Source organism: Hymenobacter saemangeumensis, from assembly GCF_039541835.1.
Taxonomy (GTDB): domain Bacteria; phylum Bacteroidota; class Bacteroidia; order Cytophagales; family Hymenobacteraceae; genus Hymenobacter; species Hymenobacter saemangeumensis.
The window spans coordinates 117,501-142,824 of record NZ_BAABGZ010000013.1 but is presented as its reverse complement, the minus strand read 5'-3'; the positions used below and the strand labels follow the sequence as shown (position 1 = coordinate 142,824).

19 protein-coding genes are annotated in these 25,324 nt (G+C 62.1%); 3 read left to right on the top strand and 16 right to left on the bottom strand.

Annotated features, from left to right (window positions below; all coding sequences use genetic code 11):
* Positions 1-31 precede the first annotated feature (31 nt).
* Both ABD919_RS05020 and ABD919_RS05015 read left to right on the top strand, forming a co-directional pair.
* Entirely contained in the window at positions 32-3,085 is a 3,054-nt protein-coding gene (locus ABD919_RS05020; protein ID WP_345234383.1) for an AsmA family protein, read from the top strand.
* Between the two features lie 99 nt (positions 3,086-3,184).
* The gene (locus ABD919_RS05015) at positions 3,185-3,985 is read left to right on the top strand and encodes a DUF4382 domain-containing protein (protein ID WP_345234381.1); all 801 of its coding nucleotides are present in this window, start codon (positions 3,185-3,187) and stop codon (positions 3,983-3,985) included.
* A gap of 84 nt (positions 3,986-4,069) precedes the next feature.
* Here ABD919_RS05015 and ABD919_RS05010 read toward each other — a convergent pair whose 3' ends face one another.
* The 15 genes from ABD919_RS05010 to fumC form a co-directional block, all read right to left on the bottom strand.
* On the bottom strand, positions 4,070-5,815 hold the full coding sequence (locus tag ABD919_RS05010) for a T9SS type B sorting domain-containing protein (RefSeq protein ID WP_345234379.1): 1,746 nt from the start codon (positions 5,813-5,815) through the stop codon (positions 4,070-4,072).
* A 64-nt stretch (positions 5,816-5,879) separates the two neighbouring features.
* Positions 5,880-8,099, bottom strand: a complete 2,220-nt coding sequence (locus ABD919_RS05005) for a hypothetical protein (protein WP_345234377.1) — start codon at positions 8,097-8,099, stop codon at positions 5,880-5,882.
* A gap of 281 nt (positions 8,100-8,380) precedes the next feature.
* Positions 8,381-8,869, bottom strand: a complete 489-nt coding sequence (locus tag ABD919_RS05000) for a DinB family protein (RefSeq protein ID WP_345234375.1) — start codon at positions 8,867-8,869, stop codon at positions 8,381-8,383.
* A 98-nt stretch (positions 8,870-8,967) separates the two neighbouring features.
* Positions 8,968-9,570, bottom strand: a complete 603-nt coding sequence (locus tag ABD919_RS04995; protein ID WP_345234374.1) for a DUF6970 domain-containing protein — start codon at positions 9,568-9,570, stop codon at positions 8,968-8,970.
* A gap of 56 nt (positions 9,571-9,626) precedes the next feature.
* A complete protein-coding gene (locus tag ABD919_RS04990; RefSeq protein ID WP_345234372.1) occupies positions 9,627-10,019 on the bottom strand; it encodes a diacylglycerol kinase family protein in 393 nt (130 codons plus the stop codon).
* Positions 10,012-10,605, bottom strand: coding sequence for a GNAT family N-acetyltransferase (locus tag ABD919_RS04985; protein ID WP_345234370.1), 594 nt, complete (start codon positions 10,603-10,605; stop codon positions 10,012-10,014). Before ABD919_RS04985 ends, ABD919_RS04990 begins: the two co-directional genes overlap by 8 nt.
* Before the next feature lie 148 nt (positions 10,606-10,753).
* Positions 10,754-11,242, bottom strand: coding sequence for a hypothetical protein (locus ABD919_RS04980; protein ID WP_345234369.1), 489 nt, complete (start codon positions 11,240-11,242; stop codon positions 10,754-10,756).
* Between the two features lie 137 nt (positions 11,243-11,379).
* Positions 11,380-11,502, bottom strand: coding sequence for a DUF1569 domain-containing protein (locus ABD919_RS04975; RefSeq protein ID WP_345234367.1), 123 nt, complete (start codon positions 11,500-11,502; stop codon positions 11,380-11,382).
* A gap of 78 nt (positions 11,503-11,580) precedes the next feature.
* Entirely contained in the window at positions 11,581-11,859 is a 279-nt protein-coding gene (locus ABD919_RS04970) for a hypothetical protein (RefSeq protein ID WP_345234365.1), read from the bottom strand.
* A gap of 3 nt (positions 11,860-11,862) precedes the next feature.
* A complete protein-coding gene (locus tag ABD919_RS04965; RefSeq protein WP_345234363.1) occupies positions 11,863-12,678 on the bottom strand; it encodes an SDR family oxidoreductase in 816 nt (271 codons plus the stop codon).
* A 184-nt stretch (positions 12,679-12,862) separates the two neighbouring features.
* Positions 12,863-13,480 (bottom strand): TetR/AcrR family transcriptional regulator, encoded by a 618-nt coding sequence (locus ABD919_RS04960; protein WP_345234361.1) that lies wholly within the window; start codon positions 13,478-13,480, stop codon positions 12,863-12,865.
* 739 nt (positions 13,481-14,219) lie between these two features.
* Positions 14,220-14,984, bottom strand: a complete 765-nt coding sequence (locus ABD919_RS04955) for a LytR/AlgR family response regulator transcription factor (protein ID WP_345234359.1) — start codon at positions 14,982-14,984, stop codon at positions 14,220-14,222.
* A 47-nt stretch (positions 14,985-15,031) separates the two neighbouring features.
* Positions 15,032-16,996 carry a sensor histidine kinase gene (locus tag ABD919_RS04950; RefSeq protein ID WP_345234357.1) on the bottom strand — a complete coding sequence of 655 codons (1,965 nt, stop codon included), beginning with the start codon at positions 16,994-16,996 and terminating at the stop codon, positions 15,032-15,034.
* A gap of 517 nt (positions 16,997-17,513) precedes the next feature.
* Positions 17,514-20,981 carry a LamG-like jellyroll fold domain-containing protein gene (locus ABD919_RS04945; protein ID WP_345234355.1) on the bottom strand — a complete coding sequence of 1,156 codons (3,468 nt, stop codon included), beginning with the start codon at positions 20,979-20,981 and terminating at the stop codon, positions 17,514-17,516.
* A gap of 783 nt (positions 20,982-21,764) precedes the next feature.
* Positions 21,765-23,165 (bottom strand): class II fumarate hydratase, encoded by a 1,401-nt coding sequence (gene fumC, locus ABD919_RS04940; protein WP_345234353.1) that lies wholly within the window; start codon positions 23,163-23,165, stop codon positions 21,765-21,767.
* Between the two features lie 205 nt (positions 23,166-23,370).
* Between fumC and ABD919_RS04935 the strand changes: the two genes are divergently transcribed.
* Positions 23,371-23,769 carry a dodecin family protein gene (locus tag ABD919_RS04935; RefSeq protein WP_345234351.1) on the top strand — a complete coding sequence of 133 codons (399 nt, stop codon included), beginning with the start codon at positions 23,371-23,373 and terminating at the stop codon, positions 23,767-23,769.
* Between the two features lie 128 nt (positions 23,770-23,897).
* Here the strand turns inward: ABD919_RS04935 and ABD919_RS04930 are convergent, their stop codons facing one another.
* Positions 23,898-25,139 (bottom strand): S8 family serine peptidase, encoded by a 1,242-nt coding sequence (locus ABD919_RS04930; protein ID WP_345234349.1) that lies wholly within the window; start codon positions 25,137-25,139, stop codon positions 23,898-23,900.
* Positions 25,140-25,324 lie beyond the last annotated feature (185 nt).

The following is a 25,324-nucleotide window of genomic DNA, read 5'->3' as shown; positions in this document are numbered from 1 at the left end:
ATTTGCCTGATAAACTCATTTGCTCACTGCTATGCGGAAAATTCTGATTGGGGTATTGCTTTTTCTTGTAGTGCTGGTGGCCGCCGCAGCCCTTGTGCCTCTGCTGTTTAAAGACAAGCTGCGGGCCCTGGCCGACAAGCAGCTGGCCGAGCGGGTACGGGCCCGGGTGCTCTACGACCCGGCCAACATCGACGTGAGCCTGCTGCGCACCTTCCCCGACCTGACGCTGAACCTGAAGGAGCTGCGCGTGATTGGCCTCGACTCGTTCCGGCGCGACACCCTGGCTTACCTGCCCGCCCTGCGCGTGGGCCTGGACGTGATGAGCGTGGTGCGGGGCGGTCAAATCAAGGTGAAAACCGTGGAGCTGGACCGGCCCGACCTCAGCCTGCGGGTGCTGAAAAGCGGGCGGGCCAACTGGGACATCATGATTTCGGACTCGGCCGCTGCGGCCCAGGGCCAGGACACCACGCAGGTGAGCCTGGCCATTCAGGGCTGGAAGCTGAACGATGCGCGCCTGCGCTACGAAGACCTGACCCTGCCCTTCCGCATGGAGGCCCGCGGCATGAACCACAGCGGCGCCGGCGACTTCGAGCGCAACGTGTTCGACATGACCTCACAGACAACCGTTACGGACCTGGATATGGCTTACGGCGGGGTGAATTACCTGACCGACAAGCAGGTGAACGCCGACGTGACCATGGCCATGGACCTGGACAAGATGCTGTTTACCTTCAAAGACAACAAGGTGAAGCTGAACGACTTTCCCTTCAGCTTTGCGGGTGCCATCGGCCTGCCAAATGCCACGGACATTACCTATGACCTGACGTTCAAAGCCCTGGAAACCGACTTTAAGAACATCCTGAGCCTGGTGCCGGGCGTGTACACCGACAAGTTCAAGAACATTGAAACCAGCGGCAAGGTGGCCTTCGACGGCTACTACAAGGGCACGCAAAGCGCCGTGCGCATGCCCGGCTATGGCCTGAACCTGCAGGTGAGCAACGGGCAGTTTCATTACCCCGACCTGCCGCAGGCGGCCCGCAACATCAACCTGAAGATGAACGTGGACAACCCGTCGGGCTTTACCAACAACGTGAAAGTCAACATCCCGCAATTTCACCTGGACCTGGGCAAAAACCCCATCGACGGCAACGTCCTGATTGACGGGCTGGAGCCCATGAAGCTGGATGGCCGCGTGAAGGCCAACGTGGACCTGGCCGAGATGCTGAAGGTGTACCCCGTGAAGGACCTGGCCATGCGCGGGCAGTTCTTCGTGGATGCTACCGGCAAGGGCATCTACTCCAAAACGCAGATGCCGGTGGTGAATGCGGCCATCCGGCTGACGAACGGCTACGTGAAATCGGCCCAGTTTCCGGCCCCGATTGAGCAGATTAACCTCAACGGCACCGTGGTGAACACCACCGGGCAGGTAAACGACACCCAGATTAACCTGCCGCAGTTCCGCATGGTGCTGGAGGGCGAGCCGCTGGAGGGCCGGCTGGCCGCGCAAAACATAGCCAAGCCGGTGTTCGACGCCGACGTGCGCGGCACCGTGGACCTGACCAAAATCACCAAGATTTTCCCGTTGGAGGGCATGACGGTAACCGGCCGCGTGAAGGGCAACATCGCTGCGAAAGGCAACATGGCCGACGTGGAGGCCGGCCGCTACCAGAACGTGGTGGCCAGTGGCAACGTGCAGGCCAGCAACATCACCTACCAGAGCAAAGACCTGCCCCAGGGCGTGAAAATCAGCAGCGCCAACGCTACCTTCAACAACAACCAGATTGCCGTGCAGAGCCTGGCGGGCACGACCGGCAGCTCCGACTTCAATGCCTCGGGCACGGTGAGCAACTACATGGGCTACCTGTTTGTGCCGGGCCAGTCGCTACTCGCCACCATGACGGTGAACTCGCGCAACTTCAACGTGAACGAGTGGATGGTAGACGAGGTGACGGCCAAGCCCACGGCCGCCGCCAAGCCCGGCGCGGCCCCCGCCAAGGCCCAGGGCGTGGTGCAGATTCCCAAGTTCTTCGACCTGGTGCTGAACAGCAGCGTGGGCAACGTGACCTACGACAACCTGAAGCTGACTAACCTGAAGGGTACGGTGCTGGTGAAAGACCAGACGGCCACCCTGCAGAACCTCACCTTCAACACCCTGGGCGGTGAGTTTGCCACCACGGGCAGCTACACCAGCAAGGACCTGGCCCACCCGAAGTTCAACTTCGGGCTGAACATCAAAAACCTGAGCTTCCAGAATGCCTTCTCGGCTTTCAACACCATCAAGACGCTGGTGCCGCTGGCCAGCCAGGTGGAGGGCATCTTCGGCACCAACTTCAACGTGAGCGGGGAGATGGGGCCCGACATGATGCCCAACCTGGCCAGCCTGAGCGGCAAAGGTCTGTTCGACGTGGTGCGGGCGGCGGTGAACCGCTCGGAGGTGATGACCAAAATTGCCTCGCTGACTACGCTGCCGGAGCTAAAGGAAATTCTGGTGGTGAACAAGCGCATCGATGCCCAGATTGTGAACGGCAACCTCATTGTGCAGCCCTTCGACCTGACGGTGGGCGACGTAAAGATGACCCTGGGCGGCTCCAACAGCCTGGCGGGTATTCTGGAGTACGCCGCGGCCCTGAATGTGCCCACCGGCAAGCTTGGCAGCGCCCTGAGCAGCAAGGTGACGCAGCTGACCGGCGTGAAGGACTTGCAGGGCACCGACCGCGTGACGCTGGGCCTCAACATCGGCGGCACCGTGACCAACCCCAGCGTGAAGCTGACCAGCGGCAGCGTGAAAGACCAGGCCAAGACCATGGTGACCAGCGTGGTGAAAACCAAGGCAGCCGATGCCCTGAACAACCTGGCCGCGAAAAACAAGTTCCTCAAGGACAGCACCCTGCGGGTGGAAGAGCTGAACCGGCAGGCCCTGGAAGCCCGCGCCAAGCAGGAAGTAGAAAAGCGCAAGCTGGAAGCCGAAGCCAAAGCCAAAAACGAGGTGGGCCGGCAGCTGAACAACCTGTTTGGCAAGCCCAAGCCCAAGCCAGCTCCCACCCCCACGCCGGAGCCAGCCGACACCACCAAGAAGGGAGGCTAATGCTTTTTAGCCGGCTTTGGCAATGTTGTTGAGAAGCGGCCCGGCAACCCAGCGGTTGGCCGGGCCGTTTCAGCTTCGATTTTCCATTTATTCTTTGTTATGAACATCAACCGTATTCTGCCCCTGGCGCTGGCCGCCCTGCTGGGCCTGGCCAGCTGCTCCAAATCCGACGATTCCAAAGGCATGTCCCGCTTTGAAGTGCGCCTGACCGATGCGCCTGGCGACTATGAGCAGGTAAACCTCGACGTGCAACGCGTAGAGGTGCACGTAAGCAACGAAGACAGCCCCGACCCCAACGGCTGGCAGAACCTGCCGCTCGTACGCCCGGGCATCTACAACGTGATGGACTACACCAATGGCAACTCGGCTCTTATTGCCGGGGCTGACTGGCCCGCCGGCCGCATCTCCCAGATTCGCCTCATCCTGGGCAACAACAACACCCTGAAGCTGCGCGGCAGCAACAGCCTGATTCCACTTACTACGCCCAGCGGGCAGCAGTCGGGCGTGAAGCTCAAGGTTAACGCCGACCTGCAGAAGGACGTGACCTACCAGCTGCTGCTGGACTTCGACGTGGCCCGGTCCATCGTGGCCCGCGGCAACGGCTCCTACAACCTCAAGCCGGTTATCCGCACCATTACCACGGCCATTGCCGGCGGCATCCGGGGCACGGTGACGCCCGCGGTGGCGCGTCCAATGGTGCTGGCCATCCGCACCTCGGCCACGCCCAACGACACCATGAGCACCACGGCCGACACCAACGGCGGCTTCCTCATTCGCAGCATGCCCGCCGGCTCCTACCGCGTGGAGTTCCAGGCCGACGGCTACCGCAACGAAACGCGCACCGCTACCGTGAGCAACGACCGGATTACCGACATGGGTCCCATCGGGATGCAACGGTAATTGGGATTTGCCCTAATCTAAAAAGGCCGCTTGCTACGCAGCAAGCGGCCTTTTTGACTTTTAAGCGTGACGGGAGTTTTGGCTTCAAGGCATTACTTCCAGCCAGCCACGGTAGCTACGCTGGTAGCGGGTATCGGTAAGCAGGTAATAGTAGAGACCGGCAGCGGGCGGGCGCTGGGGCCAGTCGTTGCGGTACTGGTCGGCGCGGTATACTTCCCGGCCCCAGCGGTCGAACACGCGCAGCACGAGCGGGCGTTCGGTGGCCGCCCGCACCTGGAAGTAGTCGTTTAGGCCGTCGCCGTTGGGACTGATGATGTTGGGCAGGGGAAAGAGCGGGGCACAGTCCTGCACGCGCACGCGCACGGTGGCGGTGCTGGCCAGGCAGCGGTTGCGTACGGTGAGGGTATAGGTACCAGCTGCTGCTACGGGCAGGGCCGTAGCCGTGGCGCCGGGCGCGCTCCACTCGTAGCGCAGGCCGGCGGCGGGCGGGGGCGGCACCGGCAGGCGTAAGGGAAGGGCATCGGCGCAGAGCAGCGTATCGGCCGGCAGCCGGGGGGCGGAGGGCGGGGCCAGGGCCGTAATCAGCACGCTGTCCTGCACCAGGCAGCCATCGGCGGTGCGGGCCGAGAGGCGGTAGCGGCCAGGCTGGGTAAGCGTGCGTACCGGGCCGGTAGGGCCATCGGCCCACTGGTACTGCTGGAAGCCGGCGCGGGCACTTATGCTTACGCTCTCACCCGGACAAAGGGGGGCCGGGGGTGCGGCCAGGCCCAGCAGCGGCGTGCGGGCGGGGTCGAAGCGGCGCACCTCTACGCTGTCTTTTACCACACCGCAGCCAAAATCCGCCGTAACCACATAACGACCGGGCTGGCTCACGCTGATGCTGGCCGTGGTTTGGCCGGTGTTCCAGCGGTAGCTCTGGAAGCCGGGGCCGGCCGCGATAGTAGTAGCGGCATTGGCACAGCTGCCCAGCCATAGGTCGGGGCCCAGGTTGAGGGCCAGGCCAGGCGGTGGCACGGCTTCTACCGACACGTCGTCGATGGCGTAGCGGGAGGCGCCGCCGAAGCGGGAGCTATGCCAGAGCTGGCGGGTGGTGGTGGCCGCGTCGGGCCGGAAGTTGCCCAGGGTGAGGAACCGCTCATTGCCCTGGGCCACGAATGTGCCGCTCACGCGGGTATAGCCCACCGTGTCGGTAATCAGCACGCCCGGCGGGCTGCTCACCTGGGGCTGGGCTATGATGAAGGGTGCCGCCGGGCTCTGAATGATGGGCTGGTCCGAGAAGTAGGCCCCCAGGTTGTCGGTGGCTATGGGCGGCGCTATGTGAGTAGTAAACTCTAGGCCCCAGGCCAGGCGGGCGTAGAACGTAACACGGTAGGTACACCCCGCCCGTAAGGGAGCCGCAAGCTCGGCCTGCAGGTACGTGCGGGCAGCGTCGTGAAAAGCCAACGGCCCCACTTCCGAGTTGTAGCGGGTATGGATAAGGGCATACGCCTGCCCGTTTCGGGGCAGGTACCAGGAACTGTCGTAGGTGAAACTATTAAGGGCTAAGGCTTGAACGGGCAGGAAAACACCTTTATTGCACGCCAGTACATGCTTGGAGGGCTGCGTTGGGCTGCTATTGGAGAAAAGCGTGGGCGAATACCACCCCAACGCCCCGGTGCCAAACGAGGGAAGCCCGGTGAGGTGGGACCAGTTAAACCAGAACTGAGCGCGATACAGGCTGTTATCACGGCAATAGCGGTACTGCTCAAAGCCGGGGTTTAGCACCAGGTTTTGCGTCCGGGCTGCCTGCGTACAGATAAGTAAGGAAACGAGTAGGATAAGGCGTCTCATAGCAACACAAAACGTAAAAAGGCCCCGGTCAGTATTGACCGGGGCCTGATACACTACAAAATACTTACCGCGCTTGTAGGATGCGGCCGGTTTGGGTGTCGGTGTCGGCCACGAACCGGTAGATATAAACGCCTTGCGGAAGGCTGGAACCATCGAATTTAAGCGTATGCGTACCGGCACTGTATGCGCTGTTTTGCAGCAGCACCAGCCGCTCGCACCCAGTTAGGGCATCCACGATAGCCAAGCTTACCCGCTGAGTGGTGGGCAGGGTAAAGGTAAACTGGCCGGGACCCCGCTGTAGCGGGTTGGGGTACACGCTTACGCTAGACCCGGTCGGGCCGGGCGCCGGGCGGCAATTGGGGTTAGAAGGCCGGAAGTGGCCTTGCAAAGTAACAGCACCGCATTGGTTCGATACCGTGACCGTAATGCGGAAAATCTTGTTGTTTCCACCGCCGCCGGGCGCGAAATAGCCAGTGCCCAGGTCGGCCTGGTTGGCCAGGAGCGATAACGCTATGGTGGTAGGGTTGGTGCCACTGGTGTTAGTGCCATACACCGTCAGGCCCCGCGCCACGTACGTACCCGAGGCGGGCAGGTACTCTTCAAAATCTACCTGGTAATTGGTATAGGTACCTGCGCCGAAGGCAACGTCGATGCCTCCCCCGTACATGCCCACTTCGGCCGGCTGGGCCGCGCTGGTGCTGCTGGCGAGGATGCCCATACCAGTACAGGGATTAAACTGCAAGCTGACGGAGGCCGGAACCAGGGAATTTAGAAAGTACCGGCCAGATTGCTGCACTACGGTGCCACATACGCTGCGGCCTTCCAGCTTTACTACATAATACTGCCCGGCATTGGCAGGGTTGGCCAGGTAAGAAGAGCAGGCGGTCTTGACGGTGGCCGGCAGGGCACGTACCCAGGGCTCGGCGCAAATAAGGGCCCCAACGGCACCCGCGCTGTTGCTGGCATAGAGACTTAGGCGCACCTCTTCCACCCCTAGCAGTGAGGCCTGAAGGGCCAGGGGATTGCAGGTGTAGAGATTACGGGTGGTGCCCATCGTGAAGAATTGGTTGTCGATACGGGCCGAGTTGACGTAAGGAGCCGCCGTGTTCGGAACGTATTGATAATTTTCACCGTCCAACTGGTCGGGCAGCAGATACATTGAGCCCCAGAACTTCGCCGTTTTATCAAGTGTCGTTGTAACGGGCGAAGTGGCGATGATCAGGTCGCAGGGGTTAATTGTTTTCAGTCTGCCGCTGGTATTCACATAATAAATCAAACCGTCGTAAGCCAGCTCCATTTGGGTTTCGCTGGCATCGGCACCGCCGACCACAGTTGCCAATGCCGGCACGGCCATCGCGTAATCCAGTACCCGAATACTACCCGGCGCGGATACAAACAGCTTTTGGCTATTGCCGGAAAACTCTACTCCCAGCGCCCCGGATGCCGAATACTCAGCAATAGTGCCTGGGCTACCGGCTGCGTCAATGGTAGCCACGAACAGCTTATTCACAGGACCGCTCATCGTCCAGGCCAATTTGCTTCCATCCGGGGCCAAGTCCAGCTCCCATTGGGCATCCATAACACCCGCCACGCCTGGAATTGGAACTGATGGAAGCGCGGAAAAGCCGCCGCCCATGTTGATGGTAAAAGAACGAATGCCTACATCGGATACATCGTACAAAATACGGCTGCCATTAGGGCGGGGCTTCGATACCGCTATAAGGGTACGGGAGCGGTATGTCAGGTCCAGAATGGTCGAATTTGTGGCGATAACGGGTGCACTGCCCACCGGACACTGAATGCGGGCGTAGCATACAGCCCCCCCATTGGGGCCGCCCAGCGTGTAGATGAGGTAGTATTCGCGGCACACCCCCGGTACAGGTACTACTATCATCTCTGTCATTGCTCCTGCATAGGTGTCAGACCCTGGGGTTGATACGGCATTGAGATTACCAATTGCAACATGATTTGGGCCGTAAACGGTATATGGAGCGTTGGAGCGCACCACGTAAAACTGCAGGCTATTCTGGTCATCATAGGCAGCGGCAGTTATTTCAGTCGTTGCCGGGGTTCCATTGCCGTTGCTGTAGGGGGCTCCAGTTACAGTAGTCGCAGCCGGAGTACCAGAGCTAAAGTCAACACGGTGAGGTGAGAAAAACCAGCTCCGCATTTGCTGGTTGGCTGGCAATGAACAGCGTTGGGCATGGGCTTGGCTAACAACGCCAAGTAGCGAGCCTAGGGTTAGGGCTGCGGCAAGCAGCCCATTTCGGAAAGTTTGTTTCATTAGATCGAAAATATTGAGGGTAGAAATTTCCGGCTAAACTAGGTATTGCCCTCGATTAAATCATGTTTTTACTAGTTAAAAATTTAAATTTAACATTAAGCTAATGCTGGTACAATAAAAAATGAAAATAATTCAAAATAACAAAATAGACTTTATTTGTATAATATAGATTAAAGCCATTTATGAAAAAAGCAACAGCCCCCAGGCTACCTTGCCTGGGGGCTGTTGCATAAATGAAATTCGAGACTGCGCCTTGAACAGGACCTTACCGGCACAGCGCCTTACAGCTGCGGCTCGGCCTGGCCCATCTGCTCGCGGCAGTAGGTCACGAAGTCGGTGTTGACGGGCTCTATGCCGGCTTCGCGCAGGCGGGTGGCTACCTGCCCGCGGTGGTAGCTGGCGTGCACCACGGCGTGGGTGAGGATGTCCTGCACCGGGGTGCTATAGGCCTGGCCCAGCGAGTTGGTGTATTCCACCAGGCGGTTGAGCTCGGCCTCGTCGGTGGTGGCGCAGAGCGAAGCCAGACGGGCGGATGTATGCTCGTGCAGTACGTGCAGGCCGTCGAGGTCGTGCTCCTGCCACACTTTCACGCCGCAGCCTTCGTTCACGACGCGGCACAGCCAAATGGATTGAGCATTCAGTACGTGGCTGAACAGGCGCAGGGCATTGGCAGGCAGCTCTTTGCCAGCCGCAACCGAGCTGTCGAGGCGGCGCAGCAGGGTTTCATTGGCCCAGACGTTGAAAATTCCTAGTTTTTCGAGGGTATTCATAGAGGTTAATTAAAAATTAAAAATTATAAATTAAAAATTGGGTTCGGCCGTGGCTCGGTAGACAATTTATAATTCATAATTTATAATTCATCATTGGTTTAGCGCGGGTCTTGCCATACCAGCTTTTCGTTGGTTTTGTTTTTGTCGAAGTCCGGGCACTTGCCGTCGCCTTTGCCAGTGATGCCGCCGTCGGGGTTGCAAAGTACGCGGCCCTTGCTGTCGAACACCGTGGAATATTGGTCGCAGCAGGGTGCTGACTGATAGTACACGGTCTGGCCTTTGTAGTCATAACGCATAATGCGGATGATGGGCGTGCGCTTACGCTCACTCAGCACGTTGGCGATGCGCTCCTGCAGCCACTGGGGGCGGTGGGTGGTATCGGGCGGGGCCAGGCGGGCCGGCACGGGGTCCACGGTGTTGGCGCTGGTGGGCGCGGGCGTGGGCGACGCCGGGTTGCTCACGAAGCCGGTGTCGGGCGGCGTGGTAGGCGTTTCTACCGTTACCTGGTTGGTGGCGCAGGCCGTGGCCAGAAAGCAGGAGGCGGCGATAAAGGCAATTTTCATGTTCTTATCCTGGCAAGGTGTGGTAGCCACGGGCAGGGCTGCTCTTTTCTTTCTGCTTACGCCCTGGTTGGGGAAGGGTTTGGCCAGGGCCGAAGGTAGCGTTGAATGGTAACGGTTGTCGTGCGACTGTTTTTTCACCGCAGAAGCCGCAGAAGGGACGCGGAAGAAGTCGCAGAGGGAAGGTTGGTTGAGGATTAGATGAAATGGGGGCCGAACACCAGCAGGCCCACGGCCAGGGCGCCCAGGGCGGCCAGCAGCACGGCGCCGGCGGCTACGTCCTTGGCTTTGCCGGCCAGGGGGTGGTAGTCGGGCGAAGCCAGGTCGGTGATGGCTTCGATGGCGGTGTTCATGAGCTCGGCGGCCCACACGCCGGCAATGGCCAGGGCCACCAGGGCCCACTCCAGGCGGCTGATGCCGCAGTACAGGCCCAGGCCTATTGCTACCACCGTCGCCAGGGCGTGAAAGCGCAGGTGTACTTCCGAGCGCAGGGCGGCCCACACGCCGCGCACGGCGTGGCCGAAGCTGGCGATGCGCCGGCGCCACATTCCCTGGGGCGGGCGCAGCCGGTCGGCGTCGGGCTTAGCCACGGGCGTCGAACTCCTTGAATACCGACTGGCGCAGGCTGTCCCACTCGGGCTTCAGAATGCTGAAGATGACGGTGTCGCGCCGGCGGCCGCCCTGGGTGATGCGGTGGCTGCGCAGGATGCCTTCCTCGGTGGCACCCATGCGGGCCATGGCCTCGCGCGACTTCCAGTTGCGGGCGTCAGTCTCCAGCTCTACCCGCTCGCAGCCCAGGTGACCAAAGGCGTGGTTAAGCAGCAGGTGCTTACAGGCCCGGTTGAGGCCGCTGCGCTGAAACTCCTTGCCCACCCAGGTGTAACTAATGCTCATGCGGCACTCGTCGGGGGCTGAGTTGTAGTAGCTGGTGCTGCCGGCGATGCGGCCGGTAAGGCGGTCGACAATGACGAAGGGGTAGCGCAGGCCTTTCTCGCGGCCCTGCAGGGCTTGCTGCAGGTAAGCGGCCAGCTCCATGGGCGTGTGGCAGGTGGTGAGCGTGTACTTCCACAGCTCGGGGTCGAAAGCCACGGGCTTAAGGGCGGCAAAGTCGCTGGCTTCGAGCGGGCGCAGGCGGGCGCGGCTGTTTTCCAGTACGACGTGGGCGGAGAAATCCATGCAGGCGTTGAAGAGGAACGGGCCGCAAAGATGCCGCAAAAATGAAAAGCAGGTGGGATTTAGACGTTAGACGTTAGACATTAGACATTAGAATCGTTCTGACAGAAGAACTTTCTAACGTCTCATGTCTAACGTCTCATGTCTACTCTTACCCTTGCCGGGCTACGAAGGCCGTGTACACATCGGCCCGCCGCTCGGCGAAGATGTCGGCGGCCAGCATCACGGTGCCCTGCAGCAGCATGCCCAGGCCCAGGCCCAGCCAGAAGTCGTGCTGCTGGCGGAAGTAAATCAGGCCCGTGCCGATGAGGATAAAGGCAATTTCCACCAGCTTGTACAGGTCGAAGCTGGCGTTTACCTGCTGCATGCGCGGCATCTCCTGGGCGGCGAATTGCGCGGGTGCGCGGGCATAAACAGCTTCCAGCTCAGCCTGCTGCCGGTCGGTGCGCAGGTACACCGAGCCGCCCACCGTTAGCTGAGTCAGGCCAATAAGGAGCAGGGGAATGGCCAGGCCCGTGCTGAGGGCCGTGCGCTGGCCCAGGAGCAGCCAGGCCGCCAGGGTAACGGCCACCACGCCGGCTCCGACAAAAACCAGGCTTTCGGCTTTCTCGGCCCGGAAATAGAGCTCAATGGGATGCATGGGCAAGCTAAGGAGTAGGTAAGAGGAAGATGACGCTGGAAGACGTGGCAATTGTGCTCCGTGGAACGCAGCAATTGGTCGGGAATGCCAGCAGGGGCAGCAGAAGGCATTGTTTTCGGAGCCTGGAGATGCCTGCCCTACAGGCCAAACTGCCGCAGATGGTGGTCGAGGTGCAGGTAGATGAAGCGGCCGTACTGGGTGCGGCTCAGCGGGCCATAGCCGGGGTGGGGTGCCAGGGGCTGGCTTGCCGGGCGCTGCACGAAGTCGGCCAGCGCCTGCTGCAGCAGCTGCTTGTCGTGGGCCAGCGTGGTAGGCGCCGTTCCCCGCCCGGCACCGCCCTACAGCATGTCGAGGGGCGTGGCCAGGTTGCGCAGCGGAATGCGGGGCAGGGCCAGCGCCAGCCGGATGGCAATGGTGCGGTTAAACCACGAAGCCGTTTCGGTGGCGGGCTTCTGGCCCAGGGCCAGGCGCAGCTGGTCGGCGCAGTGGCAGAGCATCTGGCCGGGGCTCATGCGGCCCCAGCGGCGGGGGCTGTGCTCCTGCACGCCGGCAATGCGCCGGAGCAGCTGCTGGTACACCTCCGGTTGCAGCACGGTGTTGGGGACCTGGGTTGGCATAGGCTACAGGCCGTAGCTGGACTTCACCACTTTGCGGAACACCCCGTCGGAGGTGATGCGGCGCAGGGGCAGCAGCACGTTGGCCGGGTAGGCAATGGGGTAGCGCAGCTTGGCCTTGCCGTCGGTGGCGGCGCGGAAGATGGTTTCGGCTACCACTTCGGGGCCCACGGCCTTGGCGCCGGCGTCCATGCTTACTTTTTCGACCTTGCTCACAAATTCGCCATAGGCCGGGCGCAGGTCGTCGCGCATCACAAACTCGCGGCTGCGGTCGTAGAAGTCGGTTTTGATGGCACCGGGCTCCACAATCTTCACCTGAATGCCCAGGGGCTCCAGCTCGTACTGCAGGCTTTCGGAAAAGCCTTCCACGGCCCACTTGGTGGCGTGGTAGATGCTGTAGAGCGGAAAAGTGACGCGGCCGCCCACCGAGGCAATCTGGATAATGCAGCCCCTCCCCTGCTGGCGGAAGTGCGGAATCACGGCGCGGGTGCAGCGCATCAGCCCCAACACGTTGGTGTCGAACTGCCGGGCAATGGTTTCATCAGTCATGGCCTCAAACACGCCGTCCACGCCGTAGCCGGCGTTGTTTACCAGGGCATCGAGGCCGCCAAAGTCGCGCAGCACGCCCTGCACCGCCGCCTCAATGGAAGCCGGGTCGGTTACGTCGAGGGCGTAGAGCCGCACGTTGGGCAGCTTACCCAGCTCGGTTTCCTTGGCAGGCGTGCGCATGGTGGCGGCTACCTGCCAGCCGCGCTGGGCAAAAAGGCGCGCAGCCGCCTTGCCGATGCCCGAGCTGGCACCGGTGATGAGAATGGTTTTCATGGGAAAACAGTGAAGTGAAAGAAGTGACGGGTTTAGTTGTCAGTTGATAGTTGTCAGTTGATAGTTGTCAGTTGATAGTTGTCAGTTGTTAGTTGTCAGTTGTCAGTTGTCAGTTGTCAGGATTGTTCTGGCATCAGCTTTATCAGAACGACCTGACAACTGACAACTATCAACTGACAACTACTCAGGACGAGGCGGCAATGCCGGCCAGCACGAGGTCGGTGAGCAGCAGGGTGTCGGCTTCGGCGGCGCTGAAGTCGGGCAGGGCGTTCAGCTGCTGGGTCTGGCCCTGGCGCACGGTTTCGTGCTTGAGCGCATCGGCCGCGCTGAGCAGCAGGCGGGCCAGGTGCCGGGGCTCGGGCAGGGCGTCGGGGCGGGCTTTGCCGGCCAGCAGGGGGCTTAGCAGCTCGGCCAGAAAAGCAATTTCACGCTCCAGCACTTCGGCATAAAGCTGGTCGAAGCGCGGCTCCAGCACCTGCAGGGCGTCGAGCGAAAGCTGGTGCTGGGTGAGCACCTGCCGGTAGTAGCGCAGGCGTTCGGCAAGGTAGTGGCGCACCTGGGCGGCCGGGGTAGAAAGGTGGCGCACCTGTTCGGCCAGGGCCTCCATAAAGGCCGCGCTTTCCTGCAGCACCACGGCAATAAACAGCTCGTCTTTGCCGGGGAAGTAGTAGTACAGCGAGGCTTTGTTGAGCTGAGCGGCGCGGCCAATGTCTTCCAGCGTGGTCTTGGCGTAGCCAAAACGGGCAAAGCACGCCGAGGCGGCGCTGAGAATCTGAAGACGGCGGTCGGTTCGTTTGGCCATTGCAGTAGAATCGGTTGCAAAGGTAATTGAAATTTTCAAACAAAATAGTAAAATGTTTGAAAAAGCGCTGACGCTTGCACCTTGGTTAAAATAAGCCTTTGAAGGAATGTGTTTTAAGAATATTGAACACGTTAATCTTACCCCACCTTTCTCGCAGCTATGAGAAGTATAGTGAGCTTCCTCCCTATGTCGCGCGGGCGGTGGTCTAAAGAGTGGTGTTACGACTTTTTGGTCGTGCCACCACTAAATCATAAAACGAGCTTAGAACTGTCGTTCTAGGTTATTAGTGGTACCACGAACCGCTGCGCGGAATCCGTGGCACCACCACGCTTTTGACCATTGCTGTCGCGCGCTATCAGCGGGTATCCTGCCTCAGGTAAGCCATTAATGGACCCAACAAGGGCCCCAGGCGCACCATCGGCACGAGCTAGTGCCCAAGGAAGGCAGGCGCTCAGCTAGCGGCTTACAGCCTGTTGGAAAAGCCAAAAGAGCGTCCTGCTCATCTGGCGTCCACGGTGGCCAAGCATCGCTACCAGAAGCGTAAATCCTTTCGATTGGATTACTGCCGCGGGCAAGATGCTTCATCCCTGCTTTATGCGCAGAATGTTCAACATGACATTCTATTAGATAACTAACTGGCAGGTCAAAACCCTGCCAGGCAGGCTGGCAAACCACAGGTGCCTGCTGGCGGAGAATACGAGCAGGCTGAGCAGTGCGGGCTGGCCGAGCACCCCAGGTCTTACACCTGCTGCAGCCGTTGCAGCAGGTGCTCGCGGTAGGTTTGCCCCAGTGGCAGCACCTGCTCGCCCACCTGCACCAGGTTGCGCACGGTGTCGAGGCGCTCGATGCAGGCTGCATTGACGACGTAGCGCCGGTGAATCTGGACAAAGTCGCTGCCCGGCAGGCGGCTGGTTAGCTCCCGTAGGGGCTGGCGCACCGACAGCACCCGCCCGGTCAGGTTCAGCAGGCATTGCTTATCGGCCGCTTCTATTGAACAGATGTCGGCCAGGCGCACCTTTACCAGCAAGCCGTCTTCTTTTACAAACAGCGCATCGGGCAGCAGTATTGCCGATGCGGCATTAAATACAGAATGCTCCTCGTCCGGTTCTGCGTGCCCGGTCGAGGAGTTGGCAACCGCCAGCTCCAGCGCGCGCTGCAGGGCATCGGCCGGCGCGGGCTTGACGAGGTAGGCCGCCGGGCCCACGGCGCGGGCCAGGCTAAACGCTTCGGCGCCGGAGAGGGCCGTGAGAAATACCAGGGGCAGGGGGCGCCGGGCCTGCAGCTCCCGGGCCAGGTCGATACCACTGCGGGAGCCGGCCAGGGTAATATCGAGCACGGCCACATCGGGCCAGGTTTCCTGACACAGCGCCAGGGCCGTATCCGCATCCGGAGCTGGTCCCAGCACGGTGTAGCCCAGGGCTTCGAGGGTGACGTGTAAGTGTTCAGCCAGTAGCTCTTCGTCCTCAACTACGAGTACGCGGAGCGGAGTAGCGGGGAGGCTCATAAAACAGAGGCTATAAAGTGGTTACTTAACAACATGATGGTTTGTCACTATTCCTGACACAGGGGCAAGGACAGCTCGGCCACGGCGCCGCCGTCGGCCGCGTTGCGTAAGGCCAGCTGTCCCCCCTGCGCCTTAGCAAAGTCGAGGCTGAGGCGCAGGCCCAGGCCCGCCCTGTCGAGGCCAGTGCCGGTGCGGGGAGCTGCCGGCCGCAACAGCTGGTCGGGGCCAAAGCCCGGGCCCGTATCGCGTACAGTCAGGGTAAGCTGCCCCCCTGGGGCCGGGCAGGCGCCCAGGCTGACGCTGCCGCCGCTGGGCGTTACTTTCAGGGCGTTACCTACCAGGTTGCGGAGGATGGTGCGGGTCATGTGCGGGTCGGCCCACAGATGCAGGTCAGCAGCGGGGATGCCCGCTTGCTGCAGCGTGACGCCGGCTGCTTCGGCTGCCGCCTGATACAGCGCGAGGGTGTCGGTAAGCAGGGGCGCTACCGGCACGGCGGCCGGCGTTGCCCGCAGCTCGCCGCGCTGCTGCAAGGCCCAGCTCAGCAGGTTGTCGAGCAGGCCGCGCAGCTGCTCGGCAGCCTGCTGCACGCGGCTGCCGAGCCCGGCCAGGCGGGCGGTATCCTGACGGCTCACGTAGAGCGTGAGCAAGTCGGCCAGGCCCTGGAAGGCTGCCACGGGCGAGCGTAAGTCGTGGGCCACCAGGGCGTAGAGCCGGTCCTGGGTGGCGCGGGTCTGGGCCAGCTCCTCGTTTTGTGCGGCCAGCGCGGCGCGGCTGCGGCGCAGGCGCAGGGCCAGCACGGCCGTGGTAGCCAGGCCGGCCAGCACCACCAGCAGCACTGCCCCCAGGGTCCACAGCTCGCGCCGGCGGCGCGCGGCCTCCGCCAGCTGTCCGTTGCGCTCACTGGTTAGCTCCCGGATGCGGGCTTCGCGGCGCTCAGCCTCGAAGCTGGCCCTCACTTTTGCCAGCTCGCTACGGCGCTCCTCCGCCCGAATGCTGTTGTTGAGGCGGTAGGCCGCCAGCTGACTGGTGTAGGCGCCGGGGCCATCGCCTAGCTGGGCCTGAGCGCGGGCCAGTAGGGTAAGGGCATCCATCTGCTCCTTGAGCTTGCCGCTGGAGCGGTAGGAGCCCAGAGCCTTTCGGAGCAGGGCGGCCGCCTGGGGCCAGCGCTGCTCCTGGGCGGCCAGCTGCGCCTGCAGGTGCCAGGCGTCGCCCTGGCTGTTGACGTCGCCCTCCGGTATCAGGGTTTGGAGGCGCTGCAGGTAGAACCGGGCAGAGTCGGGCTGCCGCTGCCGCAAGTAGCTCTGGGCCAGCAGCCGGTGGGCATACACCAGGAACGACGCGTTATACTCGGGCTCGTCCTTGGCCAGGGCGATAAGGCGCCGGGAGTGGGCGCGGCTTTGGCGAAGGTAGCGGGCGGTGTCGGGGCCGCCCATGTCCACCCGTTCCCAGAGGTGGCCGGCCCAGCTGGCTTCCAGCCCAATTAAGTCGGCTAGCCGGGGGCGTCGCTCCAGCAGCACAGTATGGGCCTCTTCGTAGTAGCGGCGGGCTACGGTAGTATCGAGCTGTTCGTGGGCGATATCGCCCAGGTATTTCAGAAAAGAGCAGCGCAGCTGGAAGGCCCGCGTCAGGGTGTCGTTGGCGAGCAGGCGCAGGCCCTGGCGGAAGTAGCCGGTGGCCTCTGCGTGTTTGTCGTCGGTCATGGCCAGGATGCCCAGCACCCGCAGGCTGTTGGCTTCCCCCACCCGGTAGCTGCCCCGGCGGGCGGCGCTCAGCCCCTCGCGGGCCCAGCACTTGGCGGCGGCCGGGTCGGTGTCAATGTTCTGAAACGCCAGGCCGTTGAGCGCTGTCACGCGCTTCTCGACGGCAATGCCGGGCCGTGTCAGAATGCGCTGCAGGCTGTCAACTACCTCCGGTTGGGCGTGCGCGACGGGGGCTGATAAGCTGCTCCAGCCAAGTACAGCTAGAAGCCCGACCCAGCCGCGGGGGCTACTGAAAGTAAAACGCCGTTCCATTCAACTTCTAAGCCCGTTTATTAAGCTAAAACACAAATATGCTCCTTGCACAGTACTATTCAAATAAAACCACAGCAGGTGAATTAAAAATAAAGCGGCAGGCAACGCCCTGCGCTGCTACTGGGCCCCAAAGCGTGCTCTGCTGGATGGAGCTGCGCCGTATTCGGGACGGATACCCTCCCTGCTGCAATGGTCGTTGGGAGCCGCAATGCAGGCTTTAGAGAGGTTACGCCGTTCAGTGTACGCCGCTAAGTAGCGCGAACTTTTAGTCCGAGAGCTCACCAAGTTGGGCGCACTCGCGGACTACAAGTCCGCGCTACGTACCGCAGCCGCGAAGCGGCTCTGAGCATGCAGCCAGCAGCACAGGAGCAGTGGCGCGACCCCGGGCAGCCTTGCAGGACGGGCTGAGCGCTCCGGGTGCCCGCCTGCTTGTGCCTGGCCAGGCCGGTGGAGGCCACAAGCAAGAAGCCCTGACCGCGGGGGCGGCCAGGGCTTCGGGGTAAGTAGCAGAACCAGCTTACTCAACCACAACGCGGCGGAACACGAGCTGGCCGTCGGCCAGGGGCACGCGCAGCGAGTACACCCCGGCGGCCAGGCCGGTCAGGTCTACGCGGGCTTCGGTTTGGGTGGCTGTGAGCTTCACCGTGCGCAGCACCTGGCCCAGGCTGTTGAGCAGGGTAGCGGTAGCATTGGTGGCGCCGGCAAGCGGCCGCGTGAGGGTCAGCTGCTGGTGAGCCGGGTTGGGGAACACCGTCACCTGCTGAGCCAGCAGCTGGGCCGAGGTAGCCAGGGCGCCAGCGCCGCGCAGCTCCAGGGCGAAGCGCCCGGTAGCCGTGGTGCCGCTCAGCGAGAAGCGGAAGGCAGTGCCGGGTGCCAGCAGGGTGCTGGTGCCAGCCAGGCCGTCGCGCAGGTACACCCGAGTGCCGGCCGGTAGGTTCGGGAGCTCGGCTGCCTCGAAGGTGTAGGTGCCGGCGGCGGGTACCTGCACCGTCAGCGGCACGAGGGCGCTGCTGAAGGAGGGCAGGCCCTGGATGGCCAGCTGCTGGCCCGAGGAAGCCAGGGCCGACAGGTTCAGGCCCGTGGTATTGGGGAGCTTCACGGCGTCAAACTCGCTGTCGGCCCCGGTGGTCGCGCCAGCTTCGGCGTACACCGTCAGCTCGTCGCTGGGCACCCCTTGTCCGCTGAGTGTGAGCTTGAGCTGCGGGCGCTGGTCGGCCGCGCCGCGGCTGAAGGCGGTGGCATTGGGGCTGGTCAGGCGCTGGCTGTTGCGGAAGGTGAGCGTGCCGCTGGTCTGTCCCTGGCTTACCCGCACCCAGAAGCCCTGACCCGAGGGCAGCACGGGGTTGCCGCCAATGCCGTTGACGTAGCTGCGGTACATGCCGCCGTACTGGCTGCTGCTCTCGAACACGTAGATGGCGCCGTCGAGGTTGTTGCGGTCGGCCAGGGTCACGAGCGAGTAGTCGAGCGGGGCCGGGTAGGGGTTGCCTACGTGGTGCCAGCCGGCCTCCGCGGCGGTGGCACCGGTGTTGCGGCTCAGGTTCAGCGTCAGGTTGCCCGTGTTCAGCGTACCGGTGAAGTCGACCTTCTCACCAGCGCCGATGTTGACTGAATAGCCGCGGCCAGGCACCAGCGCGTCGGTAAGAGCGGTGGGCGATACCCAACCCTTGGAGAACAGGTCCAGGTTGTTGGTAGCCGACGCCAGGCGGACCTGGTCGTAGCCAAACACGGTGGGGAAGGGCGTCACGCTGGCCGGGGCGGCCGCACTGTTGAAGGCCGGGTTCACCACGGGCATGAAGCCCGTCGTGGTCAGGTCGGCCACCGTGGAGCCCGTTACCGGGGCGCTGTAATGGCGGTAGCCCGGGCCGGGGTTGGTGCTGGGGTTGATGTAGCGCTGCACGCTGGCCGTGCCACCCACGACTACGCCGGAACCGCTGTTGACCACCAGTGCCGAGCCGGCCGCGTCGGAGAGCAGCATAAGCGCCTGGCCGTTCAGGTTCAGGTTGCCACTGCCGCCCACCGTCAGCACCTGAGCCACGCTCAGGGGCTGCGAGAGGGTAACGGGGCTGCTGTTGGTCGTGCTCAGGCTGCGTACCTGGCTGGGCAGGCCCGCGCCGGTTACCTGGGCGGCCGTGCCGTTGTACACGTAGCTGGCATCGGTGCTGAAGCTGCGCGTGCCGCTCACCTGAACGGCGCCGCTGGCACCGCTGCTGCTGATGCCGGCCGGGTCGCAGATACGGAGCGTAGCGCCAGCCTGCAGGGCAAAGGCGCCGACGCCACCGACGGTCTGGCAGTTCGTGTTGAGCGAGCCGCCGCTCTGCACCGTCAGCGTGCCGTTCACCGTCAGGCTGCCGTTGAGCGTGGCCACACCCGTGCCGGTGATGGTGACGTTGTTATAGTTGCCGCTGATGCTCTGGGCGGCACTTACCGTCAGGTCGGGCACAACAACGGTGAAGCTCACCCCATTGCTGATGCCGCTGGGCGAGGTAACGCGCACCACGCCCGAGGTGGCGCCAGCAGGCACGGTGGCCGTAATGCTCGTAGCCGAGTTCACCGTGTAGCTCGTAGCCGCCGTGCCGTTGAACGTCACGCTGGTGGCCCCGGTGAAGTTGGTGCCGGTCAGCGTCACGCTGGTGCCCACCGGGCCGCTCGTGGGCGACAGGCTGCTGAGCGTGGTGAAGCTGCCTACCCAGTTGCTGCTGGTGCCGCTTAGGGTGAAGCCCTGCAAGGTGCCGGGGTTGCTGCCGCTGGCCAGGTTGGGCAGCGAGGTCAAACCCGCGTTGTTGCCGCCCGGGGTTCCCTGGTTGAAGTCGTAGTACGAAGCCAGGCTGCCGGGCACCGAGCTGGTGTTGGTGTTCATGTCGGCCTGCACCTGGGCCTGGGTCAGGGCCGTGGAGTAAACGCGCACTTCATCGATGGCGCCGTTAAAAATCTCGCCGTTGTTCGTCGAGCCAATGCGTGCGTTCGCGACGGCGAAGCTGCGCCCCGCAGTACCGGGAGTGTCCGACCCTACCACGTTGCCGTTCAGGTACATGGTGCGGGCAGTGCCGTTATACGTCACGGCCACGTGGTGCCAGCTGCCGCTGAGGTTGCCAACGTTCACCACCAGGTCGTTGCCCCACCAGTAGTTGATAAGCTGACCGCCGTTGGAACCGTCGAGCCGGAAAGCATTTACCTGGTTGAAGGTGCCGTAGTTTCCCCAGCCAATGATGCCGCACCCACCCATGGCATTGGGCCGTATCCAGGCCTCAATGGTGTAGGCCGAGGTGTTGACCGGCAGTGGCGTGGTGCTGGGCAGGGCAACAAAGTTCTGGGGCGAGTTGGCCGGGTTGAACGCCAGCGCGTTGTTCGGCGCCGTCACGGTGAACGTGCTGGTGCTGAAGGTCTGGAAAGAGTTGTTGTTGAGGGGGGTGAAGGTGCCCAGGGCCACGCCGTTAACCCGCACGAGAACCCCCTGGTTGGCCGGCTGCGTGTTGCGTTGGGCGGCCCGCAGCCGAACAAAGTAAGTACCCGGGGCTAAGGTGCCGAGCGTCTGGCTGAAGGAAGGGATGAGCGGTTGCCCCTCCCAGCTTTGCAGGATGGCGGTGCGGGAGCCGTCGGCATTGGTTGTGGGGACGCTATAAGCACCGGGGATGGAGCCTATGCCTGAGCGTCCGGAAAAGGCCCAGCTGGCGCCGCTGGGGGCAAAATCGAAGGTCCCGTTGATGGTTCCGCTTTCGAAGCTTGGGTTAGCGACTACCCCCGCCACCGCCGCATTGGTGCTGGCGTTGACGATTTCCACCATGTCGACAAAGGCGGTCACGTCGACGCCCGGGGCCGAGGCAACGGTACCCGAAAACTGCAGCACCGGCGCCTGGGCCAGGGCCAGCAGGGGCAGCCAGGCCAGGGCCGCCGCTATACCTACCCGGCTGGCCGGGCGGCCGGCACCCTCAACCTTGCTTCGGCGCATTGCCTTCCTCCACAGCCGCAGCAGGAGTGATGGACTCATTTCCCGGGGAATGGCCCGCCGGGTGATGAAAGAGAGAGAAGAAAGATGTACCATAATTAGAATAGGTTGAAATGAGGTGCTTATCGCGCCAACAGTGGCTTTTCTGAAAAGCTTGATAGCGGTTAAGTACAAAAGTCAAGCAACCCATTGATTTAACCTATGAACAAAACCAGTTGAGTCGCCAACTGCTAATTTTCCGGCGCCAACTGGAAAAAAAGCGCCGCCAACCGGACTGAATTTGGAAAGCCAGGTAGATGTTTTAGCTTTTTGGAGCCATTATGTGTTGGATTTCACACTCATCTATAGCGCCCGGCTGTGGGCCCAGTGTCCTCGCTGCCTCCTGAAATGGCTCCATTGGCGGCCGTCGCCGGGCCCCGGCTGTCGAAATTCTCACGGAATGCCTGATATGGCATTTTGTTTTTTCGGTGAATAATACAATAATGCCAAAAGAGTTTTTTGTAGGCTGGGCTCACAGCCTATCCTTGGCTGGCCCCCTGCGGCGGCGGGCCATCAGGCTACGAAAGCACCGGCTCGGGGCCTTAAAAGATGTGGTGGTTTAGGGCGCACTTTCGGTGCACCTGATAAGGTGATGCTACGCAGGGCGGGTAAGGCCCCGCACCATCACCATTGCTGCCAGCGCCATGGCCAGGGGTACCCTTTTGGCCGGGTGAGTACGCCAGGTAAACTAAAAAGGGACTGTTGCCTGAGCAACAGTCCCTTTTTTAGCTGCCAAGCTCCCAGCTCCCGTCAGGCATTTCGCGGGGCCGGGAGTGAGGTTGTAGCTTAGTTTATCTCCCCTACCATCTCCTCGGGCTTCAGCCACTGGTCGAACTCTTCCTCGGTGAGGTAGCCCAGCTGCAGGGCGGTTTCCTTCAGGGTCGAGCCGTTTTTGTGGGCCGTCTGGGCAATTTCGGCGGCTTTGTAGTAGCCGATGTGGGGGTTGAGGGCCGTCACCAGCATCAGGCTGCTGTCGACGTGCTTCTTGATGTTTTTCTCCAGGGGCTTGATGCCCACGGCGCACTTCTCGGTGAAGCTCACGCACACGTCGGCGATGAGGCGGGCCGAGTGCAGGAAGTTGTAAATCATCAGGGGCTTGAACACGTTCAGCTCGAAGTGGCCCATGGAGCCGCCCACGGTGATGGCCACGTCGTTGCCCATTACCTGGGCGGCCACCATGGTCATGGCTTCGCACTGGGTGGGGTTCACCTTGCCGGGCATGATGCTGGAGCCGGGCTCGTTGTCGGGAATGTCGATTTCGCCGATGCCGGCGCGGGGGCCGGAGCTGAGCATGCGGATGTCGTTGGCGATTTTCATCAAACTCACGGCCACGGTTTTGAGGGCGCCGTGGGCTTCCACGATGGCGTCGTGGGCGGCCAGGGCCTCAAACTTGTTTTCGGCCGTCACGAAGGGCAGGCCCGTAAGCTGGGCAATGTGCTTGGCTACGCTCACGGCGTACTTGGGCGGGGTGTTGATGCCCGTGCCCACGGCGGTGCCGCCCAGGGCCAGCTCGCTCAGGTGAGCCAGCGTGTTCTTGATGGCGCGCAGGCCGTGGTCGAGCTGCGACACGTAGCCGGAAAACTCCTGGCCCAGGGTGAGCGGCGTGGCGTCCATGAAGTGGGTGCGGCCGATTTTCACGATGTGCATAAACTCCTCCGACTTGGCCTTGAGGGCGTCGCGCAGGGTTTCGATGCCGGGAATGGTCTTCTCCACCAGAATCTTGTAGGCCGCGATGTGCATGGCCGTGGGAAAGGTGTCGTTCGAGCTCTGGCTTTTGTTGACGTCGTCGTTGGGCGCCAGGGCCTTTTTCTCGTCTTCAAGCTTGCCGCCGTTCAGCACGTGGCCGCGGTAGGCAATCACCTCGTTCACGTTCATGTTGCTCTGGGTGCCCGAGCCGGTTTGCCACACCACCAGCGGGAAGGCCTCGTCGAGCTTGCCGGCCAGAATCTCGTCGCACACCTTGCCGATGAGCTCGGCCTTCTCGGCCGGCAGAATGCCCGCGTCGCGGTTGGTCAGGGCCGCGGCTTTCTTGAGGTAGGCAAAGGCCCGGATAATTTCCAGGGGCATGCGGTTGATGTCCTGGGCAATGGGGAAGTTCTCGATGGAGCGCTGGGTTTGAGCGCCCCAGTAAGCGGCAGCGGGTACCTGCACGGTGCCCATGGTATCCTTTTCGGTGCGGAAAGCCATGTGATGGGTTGAGGTGATGAAGTAAGAAGGTGATGAGGTGATGTAGACCACGCGCAGCACAAAAGTACGGTGCCGGAGCGCCCGCGCTTTTCCCCGCGGCTCAAATAGCTGCCCGGAAGCTTTCCACGTACACGAAGCCGGACCATTGGCACAGAACGCCACGCCATCCCTTATCACCCCATCACCTTCTTACTTCATCACCTCTATGAGCACCATCAAAAAAGTTATTGAGGTTCTGGCCTCGTCGGAGAAAAGCTTTGAGGACGCCCTGCAGCGGGCCCTGGACGAAGCCAGCACCACCCTGCGCGGCATCAAGTCCATCTACGTGAAAGACCAGAGCTGCCGCGTGCGCGACAACAAGATTGTGGAGTACCGCATCACGGCCAAAATCACCTTTGAAGTAATGCACAAGTGGGACCCCACCTACCAGGGTGCGCCCGACGAGCTCAAGCAGGTTACCACCGACGAGGGCCCTATCGGCACGGGCAGCGGCGGCCCCGACTACAGCAACGTCGACATCAACGCCAAGCCCCAGCTGCCGCGCGACGTGGAGCCCGGCGGCAGCGCCACCTCGCCCGAAAGCGGCGGGGGCTACAGCAACTAGTCGGAACGGGGCCTTCCCCGGCAAGAGTAGTAGCCGCCTAATGCCGGCTATATAACACAAAAAGGCAGCCCAGGAGGCTGCCTTTTTGTGTTGAAAGTTGTTAGACGCTGGCTGAAGAAAGCGCCTGCTTACAGGTGAGCAATGGGGTCGGCAACACCATCGGGGTCGTTGCGAACCGCGCCGCTGGTGGTGAAGCTGCGGCCGCGCAGCAGGAGCACGCCGGCCATGTGCGGGGTAGCCATGGAAGTGCCGCTGATGGTATTGTAAGTGCCCGACAACCAGGTAGAGTTGATGTTGACGCCGGGCATGCAGTAGTCAACGGGCGGGTTGCCGAAGTTGGAGAAGCTGGCCCAGGTGTCGTTGCTGTCCATGGCCGAGATGGTGTAGATGTTGGCCCCGTTGACGCGGGCCGGCGAGCTCTGAGCTGCGTTGATGGCGCTGTTGCCAGCCGCGAGAGCAAACAGAATACCGGTTTGGGAAGCACGCAGCACGGCATCGTCGAGGGCTTGGGAGGCCCCGCCGCCCAGGCTCATGTTGGCTACATCGCCGGCGCGGCCGTTGGCGCCCACGTAGTCGATGCCGGCAATCACGCCCGAGCTGGTGCCGCTGCCGCTGGCGTCGAGCACCCGCACGGCCACTACGGTGGCATTGGCCGCTACTCCTACCACGCCAACGGTGTTGTTTTTGGCGGCGATGGTGCCGGCTACGTGGGTGCCGTGGCCGTTGCCATCAGCGGGCGAGGTGTAGTTGGCGCCGCTGGTAAGAAAAGAGCGGCTGCGGTTGGCATCTACGTTCAGGTCGGGGTGAGTCAAGTCGATTCCGGAGTCGATAACCCAGGCGGTTTTGCCGGTGCCATCGCCGTAGCCTACGCGGGTGATGCCATAGGGAATAGTCTGAGTAGAGGGAGGAGGCGGGGTGCTGCCCCCGTTCTTGATGGGCTTACCCAGCGAGATAATACGGTCTGCCTCAACGTAGGCTACCCGGGAGTCGAGGGCGAGGGCAGCGGCTTCGGCCGCGCTCATGCTGGCCGAAAAGCCTTTGATAACGTGCCCATAGGCATGGCCAACAGTTTCGGCGCGCAGGCCGCGGCCGCGCAGCAGGCCCTGGGCAGCGGCCTTTACTTTGTTTACCTTCTCAGTGTAGGTATCGGTAGCAGTGGTGGCTACCGCCTCACTCTTAAGCACCACGATGTACTGGCCTGGCAGCACGTCGTTTACCCGTGAGTCATCGTTCGCGCTGGTCGACATGGGCGCCGAGCTGGACGGTGCTACTTCTTCCCGCGAGCAGGCCATAAAGGTGGTGGAGGCTGCCAGCAGCGAGCCGGTGACCATCCAGGAAGCGAAGCGGGAGTTCAGGTTAGATTTCTGCATTATACCGGGAGGGGTAAAGAGTGGAAAGGAAAGCCTGGAAGACGAAGGCCGTGAGTCGAAGCAGGTAGCTGCTATTTCACGTTCGTGTTGCTGACTAAACCAGCTTATGGTTGAGAAAATTCAAAATATTGAACACTTAACGGGGGTATTTATGAAAAATTTTCAATAATTGCACTTTGCCGTTA